11 protein-coding genes are annotated in these 12,616 nt (G+C 42.2%); 6 read left to right on the top strand and 5 right to left on the bottom strand.

Going from position 1 to position 12,616, the window contains the following annotated elements; genetic code table 11:
- Positions 1-196: 196 nt before the first annotated feature.
- The 3 genes from ACED53_RS16975 to ACED53_RS16985 all read right to left on the bottom strand — a co-directional run bounded on the left by ACED53_RS16975 (position 197) and on the right by ACED53_RS16985 (position 3,424).
- Entirely contained in the window at positions 197-2,083 is a 1,887-nt protein-coding gene (locus tag ACED53_RS16975; protein WP_017101870.1) for a methyl-accepting chemotaxis protein, read from the bottom strand.
- 290 nt (positions 2,084-2,373) lie between these two features.
- Positions 2,374-2,898 carry a hypothetical protein gene (locus ACED53_RS16980; RefSeq protein ID WP_009845348.1) on the bottom strand — a complete coding sequence of 175 codons (525 nt, stop codon included), beginning with the start codon at positions 2,896-2,898 and terminating at the stop codon, positions 2,374-2,376.
- A 112-nt stretch (positions 2,899-3,010) separates the two neighbouring features.
- Positions 3,011-3,424 (bottom strand): YgiW/YdeI family stress tolerance OB fold protein, encoded by a 414-nt coding sequence (locus ACED53_RS16985; protein ID WP_012600619.1) that lies wholly within the window; start codon positions 3,422-3,424, stop codon positions 3,011-3,013.
- Between the two features lie 262 nt (positions 3,425-3,686).
- On the opposite strand from ACED53_RS16985, the gene ACED53_RS16990 reads away from it, so the two are divergent.
- Genes ACED53_RS16990 through modC form a run of 4 tightly spaced genes read left to right on the top strand, consistent with a single transcriptional unit; the run spans position 3,687 to position 7,779 of the window.
- On the top strand, positions 3,687-5,153 hold the full coding sequence (locus tag ACED53_RS16990) for a cobyric acid synthase (protein WP_017101869.1): 1,467 nt from the start codon (positions 3,687-3,689) through the stop codon (positions 5,151-5,153).
- Between the two features lie 56 nt (positions 5,154-5,209).
- Positions 5,210-5,968 (top strand): molybdate ABC transporter substrate-binding protein, encoded by a 759-nt coding sequence (modA, locus tag ACED53_RS16995; protein ID WP_017101868.1) that lies wholly within the window; start codon positions 5,210-5,212, stop codon positions 5,966-5,968.
- Positions 5,969-6,667 carry a molybdate ABC transporter permease subunit gene (gene modB / locus ACED53_RS17000; protein WP_017101867.1) on the top strand — a complete coding sequence of 233 codons (699 nt, stop codon included), beginning with the start codon at positions 5,969-5,971 and terminating at the stop codon, positions 6,665-6,667.
- A gap of 5 nt (positions 6,668-6,672) precedes the next feature.
- The gene (gene modC / locus ACED53_RS17005; RefSeq protein WP_029225601.1) at positions 6,673-7,779 is read left to right on the top strand and encodes a molybdenum ABC transporter ATP-binding protein ModC; all 1,107 of its coding nucleotides are present in this window, start codon (positions 6,673-6,675) and stop codon (positions 7,777-7,779) included.
- Between the two features lie 447 nt (positions 7,780-8,226).
- Here modC and ACED53_RS17010 read toward each other — a convergent pair whose 3' ends face one another.
- Positions 8,227-8,664: a DUF3069 domain-containing protein gene (locus tag ACED53_RS17010; RefSeq protein WP_017098271.1), complete on the bottom strand. Its 438-nt coding sequence runs from the start codon at positions 8,662-8,664 to the stop codon at positions 8,227-8,229.
- 152 nt (positions 8,665-8,816) lie between these two features.
- Here ACED53_RS17010 and ACED53_RS17015 point away from each other — a divergent pair, with 152 nt between their 5' ends.
- Both ACED53_RS17015 and ACED53_RS17020 read left to right on the top strand, forming a co-directional pair.
- Entirely contained in the window at positions 8,817-9,767 is a 951-nt protein-coding gene (locus tag ACED53_RS17015) for a diguanylate cyclase (RefSeq protein ID WP_032499463.1), read from the top strand.
- A 101-nt stretch (positions 9,768-9,868) separates the two neighbouring features.
- The gene (locus tag ACED53_RS17020; RefSeq protein WP_371692885.1) at positions 9,869-10,855 is read left to right on the top strand and encodes a Solitary outer membrane autotransporter beta-barrel domain; all 987 of its coding nucleotides are present in this window, start codon (positions 9,869-9,871) and stop codon (positions 10,853-10,855) included.
- Between the two features lie 79 nt (positions 10,856-10,934).
- On the opposite strand, the gene ACED53_RS17025 is transcribed toward ACED53_RS17020, so the two are convergent.
- The gene (locus tag ACED53_RS17025; protein ID WP_017101863.1) at positions 10,935-12,176 is read right to left on the bottom strand and encodes a GGDEF domain-containing protein; all 1,242 of its coding nucleotides are present in this window, start codon (positions 12,174-12,176) and stop codon (positions 10,935-10,937) included.
- Between the last annotated feature and the right edge of the window lie 440 nt (positions 12,177-12,616).

The following is a 12,616-nucleotide window of genomic DNA, read 5'->3' on the forward strand; positions in this document are numbered from 1 at the left end:
ATTAGTAATTAGGTAAACGGCTAGCAGCTAACTGTTTATTTGCTAACTATAATAAGAAAGTAATGAGAATAAGAAAGCCCCCGAACACAATAGTGGTCGGGGGCTTTTTGTCGTTCTGATGTTGGTTCTAATTTTAAACGCGGTTAAACAACATTGTTTAACCGCGCTCAAGAGCTAGAACGAATTATCCGTACGTCTAGTATTTAAACAATTGAACTTGAGTATTCAACTGTTGAGCAATACCGCGCAACTCTTCAGACAAGTGACGAGAGTTATCAGCCTCAGTAGACATGTTTTCTGATACATCATTAACCAACTGAATATTCTTACTGACTTCACCGGTAACCGATCTTTGCTCAGAAGCAGCATTCGAGATATGTGAAGCCATCTCCGAGATCTGTTGAATCGATGTCGCGATCTCTTCCAGTGCAATAGTCGCATTGTTTGCATCATCGACACTTGATTGCGCCAAGTCTTGGCTACGTTGCATTGATTCAACCGCACTGACGCTGTTTTTCTGAAGAGTCTCGATCATTTCGCGAATCTCGTCTGTAGAACTGTGAGTTCGTTGAGAAAGAACACGAACTTCATCTGCCACAACCGCAAAGCCGCGACCTTGTTCACCCGCACGTGCTGCTTCAATCGCTGCGTTTAAGGCCAATAGGTTAGTTTGTTCTGCAATATCAGAAATGGTTGATAGAATAGTGTTGATGTCTAACGCATTCTTCTCAACTTCTTGAATGATTCCTGAAGCGTTCTCAACTTGTTGAGCAAGACTAGTGATGGAATCTTGGTTACGAATGATGACTTGCTTACCTTGTTCACAATTCTCTGTTGAACTGATCGCTGAATCAGCCGTCATTTGCGCGTTGTTTGCTACTTCTTCTGCTGTTGCCGACATTTCATGTACGGCTGTAGCAATCTGAGAAATTTCGTGAAGTTGGACTGATAGACCTTCACTTGTTTGACGAGCGACATTGGTACTAATTTCAGATTGCTGATTAAGCTGGTTCGAAGAGCCCGCAATATCACGCACTATCTCTTGAAGTTTTGCTATGAACGCGTTGACGTGATGCGCTAGGGTGCCAATCTCGTCTTTACTATGAACAGTCATACGCTGTGTTAAGTCGCCGTCACCTTTGGACAATGCTTCCATTGCCGAGCTTAGTGTCGTTAATGGCGACAGTGCTTTCTTGATGATAAACATCGCAACAAATGCGATTACAGCAAGTTGTATTAGACCAAATATTACCGACTGACGAACTAATGAATAGTAAGAAGCAAAAGAGTGATCTTTATCTATAACAACAGTGAAGTACCAGTCTGTATGAGGAACTTTCTGAGCAGAAAGAAGGGAGTCGGTACCTTTAATGGTTAACTCTTCAAATTCTGGATTTTGCGCAAGTGATTTGATTTTCTGAGCAGAAAGGTTGTTTGAAATATTAGAAACAGGCTTTAGCGTTAGGCCACGGTCTCTATGGGCAACAATATTACCTTTACCATCGACAAGAAAAGCGTAAACACCAGGTTGCTCAATACTTACAATATCATTGATGAGGGTGTTTAAGTTCAGGTCTGCACCAATAACGCCAGAGAACCCGTTGGTATTGAATGGGCTTGCAATTGTTACCACTAGGTCATTCGTAGCCACATCAACATAGGGTTCAGTGACGACTGTTTGACCTGCCGCCATAGGCGCTTTGTACCAATCTCGAGTACGTGGGTCGTAATCTTGCGGTACTGGCAAATCACCACCTAGAAGAAAGCGACCGTCAGAAAGCCCTGCGTAGGCAATTTGGAACTTACCAGCACTCGTACTTTGAGTTAAATAGCTGGTTGGGTCATCGGTAAAAGTAAATGAATTTTTCGCTGCATTTACAACGTTAATTCGGCCTTCAATCCATTTTTCTATACCCGATACCGTTGTATCAGTTAGTGTATTTGAATATTGCTGAATGGAACGATAGGTTTCGTTAAGAAGTTGCTTACCTGTTACATAAGTCTGAATCATAGTCATTGCGAAAATAATGACAACAAACATCAATGTTAATTTGTTCTTGATTGAAATATTGCTAACACCCATTTACGGTACTTCACTCTATTAGAAATTTGGAAGAGAGTAGCAGTACGCCGTATTACCGTAAAGATATTTTATTACTGATTTTTATCAATAAATGAATAGTATAAAAATGAGTTATAAACGGAAGTGACGAGAAAGGGTGATTTTCGAGGATTTTAAACTAAATGTTTAGTTTTTAGTTGCAAAATCAGACATTAAGGCCAATAGGTCACGAGACTATTAGCCTTTAAGTTACCGTTTAAACAATCGAATTTAACATTTGCTCACTGATGGATCATAAGTGTTGAATAGACTTAAAAGCCAAATCGAGCTGACATTAAGAATTGGTGGCCGTAAGTACCGTTATTTCGAAGGTCAATACCTACTGAAAGCTGTTCTGTTGAGTGGAAGCGAGCCCCTACACCGACAATTGAACTCGTGTCGTCGCTGTCGACGAGTTGACCAAGGCGGGCGTTAACTTCTATGTTTGCCAGCAACCAAGCTCTTAAACCAATATTGATTTCAGTTTTAATGTGGTTACCATCATTACGTTCGATGTTGTGCAGTAACATCTGTCCAGTAATATCAGCCAACTGATTAATTGGGCCGTTGAACCCCATACCTACAGCCGCATCCCAATCCCCTTCAAATTCAGAATCGATTCGAGCAACAAAGTGTGAGTTTTGAGTGAACATTGTTGTGACTTCGCCACCAAATGTACTAGGGCTAATACCTGTGCGTAGCTCAAATGTATTGTAGTTAAAGTTGTTTGCATACGCAGAGAATGAACACAGTGTAACCAACCCCAAAAGGACCGTCTTGTTTGCGCTACCTAGCATGGTGACTCCATATTAATTATATTTTTCGGCATTATAATGCAAAAAAGCCTGCAATATGCAGGCCATTTGTTATAAATCATGTCTTTGAAGTCGACGGTACGGAGTTTGTATCTTACAAAACTTGAATATGATCTACTTCGATCTCTGGCGTTTTACCACCTTCGTATTCGCCAAATATACGAACTTTTGTATCTGCGGTGAGCGGTTGCGCTAGAAGGATATCGTCATCCAGTTCGATTTGAATTTCACTCTGACCATCAGAGAATACGAACGTATCGTTCTTTAGTTGACGAACAATCTTGCCATCTACGATTGCTTCTTGCTCTGCGAACATGCTGGTGTCTGCTAGTAGAGTCGCAACTGAAACGGTTTCAATCGGTCCCGTGTACGCAATAGCGCTCTGATGCTTGTGGTTACTGTCGCTATTGTTGTGATTACTGTTACTGTCGCTGTGATGGTCACTAGCCATTGCGAAAGTAGGAGCGAGGATAATAGTAGATGCGATAGCTAATACAGTTTTTTTCATGGTGAATCCCTTAATGTTGTTTTTATTAGAAACGTTTTTCTTAATTTGAAACGTTTCTTTTCGTGAGTGCGCTTATTTTGTTTGTAAGCTTCGTTTCGATGGAGCTATTAAACAACACTGGGGTTGAATCCAGAGTGAGTAACACATTCATTTTCCATTCATTTTATTGAGCATCTACACGACAATGACGTTAAGATGGAGGCAGAGAAATATTGCCCACAGCTATAAATTGAAAATTAAGAAATAAAGGATTTAAGTACAGATGCGATCACCGTTAAACGCCCTTATGGTTCAAGGGACAACGTCAGATGCCGGAAAAAGTGTTTTGGTGGCAGGTTTATGCCGTGTTTTGGCAAGGAAAGGCATCAAAGTGGCACCTTTTAAGCCTCAAAATATGGCGCTAAATAGCGCAGTGACAAAAGATGGTGGCGAAATTGGTCGTGCTCAAGCGGTTCAGGCACAAGCTTGTAATATTGAGCCTACCGTCCATATGAATCCTGTATTGCTAAAACCCAATTCAGATACGGGTGCGCAAGTGATTCTACAAGGAAGAGCACTGACGAATATGGAAGCGACCGGATATCACGACTACAAGAAAGTTGCGATGAATTCGGTTGTCGATTCGTTTGATCGACTTTCTGAAGAATACCAAAGCGTGATGATTGAAGGTGCGGGCAGTCCCGCAGAGATCAATCTTCGAGAAAACGATATCGCGAACATGGGCTTTGCTGAAAAGGCAGACATCCCAGTGATCATCGTTGCTGATATTGATCGTGGCGGCGTTTTTGCACACCTCTACGGCACATTAGCTCTATTATCTGAATCTGAACAAGCGCGCGTAAAAGGCTTTGTGATAAACCGTTTTAGAGGCGATATTGCGTTACTTCAATCTGGTTTAGATTGGCTAGAAGAGAAAACAGGTAAGCCAGTGATAGGGGTTTTGCCTTATCTGCATGGTTTTAACTTAGAGGCGGAGGATGCGATAACCTCAGCCCAAGAGTCTGATGGAGAAGCTAAACTTAAGGTTGTAGTGCCAGTACTAACTCGAATCAGTAACCATACAGACTTTGACGCTCTGCGACTTAACCCGTCGATTGATTTACGTTACGTAGGCAAAGGCGAGCGCCTGAACAACGCTGATTTGATTGTATTGCCGGGAACAAAATCGGTAAGAGCCGATTTGGAATACCTAAAACAGCAAGGTTGGGATAAAGATATTCAGCGTCATCTTCGCTTGGGCGGGAAAGTGATGGGTATTTGTGGCGGTTATCAGATGCTAGGGAATATCATCCACGACCCAGATGGCGTTGAAGGGAAATCTGGAAGCAGTGAAGGGTTGGGGTATCTTGATACTGAAACGGCACTAACACAGCAGAAAACTTTAACCAATGTGTGTGGAACCATGACACTTGATGGCAAAACTGCACAAGTAAAAGGGTATGAAATCCACGTAGGTAGGACTGATGTCAATGAAACGGTATTACCGGTTCAGTTAGAATCTGGCAGTGTTGATGGTGCTGTGAATCAAGATAACTCAATTTTTGGTACTTACCTGCATGGTGTATTCGATAACAGTGATGCATTGTCGCTTATTTGCGAATGGGCAGGTGCTAATGATGTGACAGCGATTGACCATGAGCAGCTGAAAGAGTTGGGTATCAATCGAATCGCTGATGCGATCGAAGATCACTTGAACCTTGACCTGCTTTGGCCTGAATTGACAGCTTAGGCCGCAACTTAGAAGTTAGCTCAAGAATTTAAACGAACAATAGATAAGTGATAACAATGAAAAAGCGAGTCATCCTTTTAACTATCGTCTTAGTTTCAGCTCTGAGTTCTACTCACCTTTTGGCTGCTGAAAAACTACGAGTTTATGCTGCATCGTCTATGACGAACGCGGTTAACTTGTTGATTGAAGAGTTTGAGAAAGATCATTCTGTCGATGTTATTCCAGTGTACGCGAGCACGTCGTCTTTGGTGCGCCAAATTGAACGAGGTGCGCCAGCAGACATTTTTATCTCGGCAAACGAAAAATGGATGACGCATTTAGTCGATCGTCAATTGGTTTCTAGTGACAATGTCACAAACTTGTGCGAAAACGAACTCGTGCTAATTTCCCCAAAAGAGACGCCAATATCTTTGGACCTCTCAAGCGGTGACCAATGGGCTAAACTTCTAATGAATGAAAGACTTGCAGTTGGCAACACCATGTCGGTTCCTGCGGGTCTCTATGCGAAAGAAGCGCTAGAAACGTTAGGTGTATGGGATGATGTGAAGACTCGATTGGCACCAAGTAACAATGTACGTATGGCATTGGCTTTGGTGGAGCGTAGTGAAGCTAAGCTTGGCATTGTCTACAAAACAGATGCGTTGCTTTCTAAAGAAGTGAACCTAGTGTCGACGTTCCCATCAGATTTACATACGTCAATACGTTACCCTGTAGCTAAATTGAGCGATAAAGTCGTCGCAGAACAGTTCTATACTTTCCTAAAGAGCGAAAAAGCGAAGGACACCTTGAACAGTTTTGGATTTGAAGTGCGTTAAATGATGTATCTATCGGAATACGAATACCAAGCCTTAATGCTGAGCTTGAAAGTCGCTGGTTTTGCCATCTTGTGGCTTATTCCTATCGGCATCGGCTTGGCATGGTTGCTTGCTAAGAAACAATTTGTGGGCAAAAGCATTGTAGAAAGTATTGTCCATTTGCCTTTGGTGCTTCCACCCGTGGTTATTGGTTATTTGTTGCTAGTGATGATGGGCAGACAAGGCGTCATTGGCTCTTGGCTTAATGACGTGTTTGGTATTATATTCAGCTTTAGTTGGAAGGGCGCTGCTCTAGCGTGTGTGGTCGTAGCGTTGCCTCTGATGGTACGTTCTATACGACTGAGCTTAGAAACCGTAGACAGTAAACTTGAAGAGGCCGCAGCTACATTGGGCGCTTCACCTTTTCGTGTGTTCTTCACTATTACATTACCGCTGATGATCCCAGGGATCATTACTGGCACCATGCTTTCATTTGCAAGAAGTCTGGGTGAATTTGGTGCGACTATCAGCTTCGTTTCAAATATTCCCGGTGAAACTCAAACCATCCCTTTAGCCATGTATACCTTTATTGAAACCCCAGGAGCAGAAATGGAAGCCGCACGTTTGTGTGTCATTTCTATTGTGATCGCACTGAGTTCACTGATGCTTTCTGAATGGCTCAACAAAAAGTCAGCAAAACGTTTGGGGGGCAACGCATGAGTCGCATGAGCGCTTTAGTCCTCCAATATCAGCAACAGCTTGGTGAAACATTTTTTGATATTGACTTAGAATTGCCAAGTACTGGTATTACGGCAATTTTCGGTCGTTCTGGTGCAGGTAAAACTTCACTTATCAATGCCATTAGTGGTCTCAAACAACTAGATAGTGGCTTGATCAGCGTATCTGGAACCATTCTGTTCGATAGTGAAAATGGCATCAACTTACCAACGCACAAACGCAACGTCGGCTATGTATTCCAAGAATCGCGATTGTTCCCACACATGAAAGTCGCGGCGAATCTTAAGTACGGCATGAAAGGTGCTGACAAAGCGCACTTTGAGCAAATAGTCTCGTTGCTATCGTTGGGCTCGCTGCTTGATCGCTATCCAGCCCGTCTGTCTGGCGGTGAGAAGCAACGTGTTGCGATTGGCCGCGCACTGTTGTCTAAGCCCAGCATTCTATTGATGGATGAGCCATTGGCGTCTCTGGACTTACCTCGTAAGCGTGAAGTAATGCCGTTTCTGGAAAACTTATCTGAAACCGTTCAAATACCGATTATCTATGTCACTCATAGCCTCAATGAAATATTACGCTTGGCAAATCACCTTGTGATCATTGAGCAAGGCAAAGTTATTTCATCGGGGATGACGGAAGAGGTATGGGCATCGAGAGCCATGCAACCGTGGCAATCTTTTTCAGAGCAAAGTTCGTTGTTTGAAGCGACATTAGCGGAACATAATGATGATTATGCGTTGTCACGTCTAACGTTAGGTAAATCAACGTCACTTTGGGTTCAAAAGGTGTCGAGCGAGCTTGGCACTACGGTAAGGCTGCAAGTGAGGGCAAATGATGTCTCTATCACGCTACAGCAGCCGCAAGGCACTTCGATACGTAATATCCTTCCTGTCACTATTAAAAGGGTAGAGACGCACCAGCAAGGCTCGAATAAGCAGAGTGTCGCTGTCGAGTTAGAACTTGAGGCCGGATGCTACCTATGGGCGACTATTACATTGTGGGCGCTGGATGAGCTGAATTTAGAAATTGGACAACGTGTCTACGCACAAATTAAAGGCGTGAGTGTTGCGCAAAGAGATATTGCGATAACGCACTAAACTTATGCACTAAGTTCATGCCGCAAGCTCATGCGATAAGATATTCAGATCTAGCGGTAATACATTAAGGCCCAACGACGTACTTGGTTTCTGGTTTCATTTTAGAACGGGTAAAACTCGAACTTGATTCTGTGACTCGATCTTGATTCCATAAATGACTACATGCGTCATTTTATACGGTGTAACTGCCAGTTTTGCGTCATACTGTATGAGTGTTAACGCATACCTTCCGTGCGATGAGAAAAGTTAGAATTCTAAGAGCCACAACGAGAATCCCTGCACTAACAAGAACCCAGACGTTACATTCGAATAATAGAAGAAGCGAGCAGAAAAAGAACGTATAGAAAAAGCTGCTGGTACAAAAAAGCCGCATGTTTTAAATAACATACGGCTTAATCATTAAGTTTTCCTTAAGCATTCAACCTAAATTTAGGTGCTCTGAATAGCTTAGCGGATGAAAACTTCTTTGAAATCACGCTTCAAGATAGCATCACGGCGCGCTTTCTTGATTTGCTTAGCCATGTCTTTTACACAGTTATGTAAAATTTGGTCAAGCAGTTGAGCTCGGTACTCTTCTTTTTCTTCATCAGTCATGCCTTCTGGAAGTTTAAGAGTAGGGAACTCCTCCATCATGTTTACGCCAGCGAAAGCTTGGCTAACAGAGATTAGAGCGTGGAATTGCTCGAAGTTGTCTAAAACATTTTGTGCGCTTGCTGGAAGGCTGCTCCAAGTTTCACGCACTGCTTCTTCAGACACTTCGTGAATAGAAGTAACCATGTTGTGCATCTCTTTAGGCACTTCATCAAATTCGATAACTTGGCGAAGCTCTGGTGAGATAGTGGTTAAATCGATTTCTTGTACTTCGTTGTTTGTAGCGTCTGACATAGTATTTCTCTTTAAAAAGAAACAATGCTAAAAAGATCTGTAAAAAAGTCAATATAATATAGAGATTAGGGCATGATTTAAGCCCAAATTTGAGCTACTTTGAATATTCAACACTAGATAAAGGTGATGTGATGATAGAAAAGGGATCTTCGATGCGCATATTGCTAGTTGATGACGTTCAACTGGATAGGATGCAACTCGCTATTCGACTCAAGCAACTGGGTCATGTTGTAGAAGCTGTTGGTAGCGGAAAAGAAGCCCTGAATGTTTATTCTGATTTTGATCCTGAACTCGTGTTACTGGATATCAGCATGCCAGACATGGATGGTTTTGAGGTCGCTAACGAAGTTCGTCGGCAATTCCCAGAATGGGTTCCGATCATCTTTTTGAGCGGTCATGAAGAGCCTGAAATGATCGCAAAAGCGATTGATGCCGGCGGCGATGACTATTTGATCAAACCAGTAAACAAAGTTGTTTTGAACTCTAAGTTGATTGCGATGCAGCGTATTGCGCACATGAGACGAGAGTTAAAACAGAGTACCGCCAAACTCGAAGAACTGAATATTTTACTGCAACAACAAGCCAACGAAGACGGCCTAACCAAATTATACAACCGTCGATATATGGATACTAAGCTTGAAGAGAGCATTGCATGGCACGGACGACGTAATATATCCATGACCGTCATACTACTCGATGTTGACTTCTTTAAGCCTTACAACGATAACTATGGCCACATTCAAGGGGATAAGTGCCTGCAAGGGCTTGCCAATACTTTGAAAGAGCTCTTTGTTCGAGCTGGAGAGTTTGTTGGACGTTACGGCGGTGAAGAGTTCGTCATCATTCTGAGTGATACCGATAGCTCAGGGGCTAATTTACAGGCCAATCGTGTAAAAGAAGCACTGCATCAAATGAACTACGTCCACGACTACTCAGCAGTGTCTGATAGGGTGACAGCGTCACAAGGTGTGTTGTCATTCATCCCTGAAGGTGGTGAAGCTATCGCTTCTATTTACGAAAAGGTTGACCAAGCACTGTATCAAGCCAAGCAAAGTGGAAGAAATACCTACATACAACGCGATATTATGGAGCTTGAGCAATAGTTGACGAGCTTCGGTAGTAACCTGAATTATACTTCTAGTAGCTTATAAGCTAGGAAGTGACTTAAGTGATAAAAGAAATGCAGCATTCCAAGTCATTCGTCATGACTAACTCAAACAAAGGTCTTGTATTAACTCTGTTTGTTTCCGTGTCTCCAACCGCTGTTAACGCAGCTTCACTCTCTGAACTGGTCAGGAAAGACATTGAACAAACCTTCGCAACGAGTGTTTTGCTCAATGATACGGATGTGTTTACCTTTGGCATAAATAATTTTGATCCCAACAAAGTCTTTAGTTTGGACAATGAAGATATTGGCTCTAATGACTCAGTAAGTCGCCGACAAAATATCGCGTCCCTCAGCCTTCCTTATACCTTTGAAGTGCCAAGTTATATTGAAGACAACCATCAAGAAGTCACTCTTCGTTTATCTGCGTTGCGGATAGAGAAGGATGTTCAATATGCCAGTTCAACGATAAGCGACTTTCAAAAAGAGTCTGTTGTTTCTGGTTACGTTGAGTATGCAAACGTATCCCAGTTGAACGAATACTGGAGTTTTAGTTCTGCAATTGGTAACCATATTTCCTATTATCGAAACGATTTTGAATATCGTTCTTCGTTGCTTGCACCAATTCAAGGTCAGCTGGATGGTCTTTATCTGAACACGGATGCTTGGGCATACATAATAGAGCCTAAGATAAAGTTGATGTTTGAAGATAAGAATGACTGGGGTAAATATAAACTCAGTACCAGTTGGCATTACTTTAATGGTATAGGTTGGGGAGAAGCCAATAACGGTAATATTGGTCACCCAGAAGGTTGGTACATAGCAAATGAAGCTAAGATCTTCTATGACTTAGTTCGTTGGGACAAAAACATCACATCCATGTATTCGAGTATAAGAAGAATAGATATTGGTGGTGATACTGTCGCGTCTATGGGCACTACAGCTTACTACGAAGGTAGTGTAGGTTGGTTGCTTAACCCAAATCTGTTTAATGACTGGGTCGACAATGTAGGAATAGGGTTTACTATCAATTACGGAAGTAGTTTGAAAGGAGGGAGCTTAGTCATCTTCTTTAACCAAGACTAGTCTAAGCACCAACGCTTTCGATGTTCACACCGTTAAATTACGATGTTCAGAGCTTTACATTCCAAGACTTTCAACGTCTTTAACTATCGACACACAGCTTGTTTCGGCCAGTTTCTTTTGCTTTGTACAGTGCGTTATCGGCAAGTTTCAAGACTTCTACGGGTTGTTTAGTGGTTCTACTATCAGACAGCCCAATGCTCACCGTTACGTTTACGACTTCAGTTGATTTGTTGCTCTGACCACGCTTTTTAATGCCGACTTCATGGTCGTCAGGGCGATCGTTGCTATTTCGAATCGTCATATCGTAGTTTTGTACTTCGGAAATGAGTACTTGAAGGTGCTCTTTAACCTGTTCCGAGTATTTGCCTTTAAAAATAATCGTAAACTCTTCACCACCATAGCGATAAGCTTTTGCACCACCGGTTGTTTCACTCAATATACGTGCCACCAACTTCAACACATCGTCGCCAATGTCATGCCCGTAGGTATCGTTAAATTTCTTGAAGTGGTCGATATCAACCATCGCCATTGAGTATTTTCGCCCTAAGTGCTTCATATCCACTTCTAGTGCGTGTCTACCTGGGATGTTAGTTAAACGGTCATTAAAGGCCATGTCATGGCTAGCAGAGACGACATAGACAATGAATAGCGTACCAGACAACGAGAACATCGTACTAGAGATGTATTGCACATCAAAAAATATGAATGTACTAGTAGAAAGTAAAATTGCGCTGTATACGACAACATCAATCGCGCGGTTGTATACCAGAACTAAAATCGAAGTGAGGCCAAGTAAACAAAGGCTATACAGCACTAAAACGAAAGGCAGCCTCGAGAATCCGTTAACGATAAACAGGATACCTTCGCTCCATGACTCAAATCCGCCTGACTGGAAGTGAGAAACAATTAATTGTGCCCATACCGTAAACAGAACGAGAACCAAAGCATATAGGAACATGGATTTCGAGTTAACGCCGTTATCTGGGAAGGCATACACCAGTAAGCATGTTACAGGAACTAAAGCGGTTAACAGAGACAGTTCTAATAGAGTGGTGCCTGTGTTGAGTGGCGTTTGTAAACGAACTTGAATGATGAGGTATGCGACGAGCATGGTTAAGGACACCATGGCCATACGACCTTGCTTAAATGTGTGGCACAGCAAAACCGCAACGCTCAATAGAATGTATGGGAGGTTGCTAGCAAACCCTAAGTTTGAATCCGTCACTAGGATGACGTTGTTCATACCTGCAAGTAATATTGCTAATAGAAGTAAGGGAAAGCAAAATCGAAATATGCTCGACGTGACGAAAGAAGATGTCATTTATGTGGTGAGCCTAACTATAATGATGATCTTATATTTTAATTTTATACGTAGGATACGGGTAAACAAGCAATTGCCAAGCTTTTTCATTAAATTATAGCAAAAACATGATCATAGCTCGCTAATTGTACAATTAAATTTATATGTGTTTCAGTTGCTATTAACCTAAGAACGAGCTAAACAGTATATATGATAAATGAAACAGCCGTTATTGATACTTAACTAAATTAAGATGGTTTGTGCTTAAGAGTTAGGTGGTTACCTAAGTAGCAATGAACAGATGTTATACGACTAGCTGCAGAAGCGGTTAGCAACAACGGCTATTAGTCACAACAATGATTAGCTGCAACAACGATTAAACTAGAAATAACCGCTCAACATGGAGGTAATGCCGATCAGTTAAAGCCAAAGTGATCGGTTGAAGGATCCTTCCGAGCTGT

Origin of the sequence: Vibrio sp. 1F169, assembly GCF_041439605.1 — a bacterium.
Taxonomy (GTDB): domain Bacteria; phylum Pseudomonadota; class Gammaproteobacteria; order Enterobacterales; family Vibrionaceae; genus Vibrio; species Vibrio tasmaniensis_A.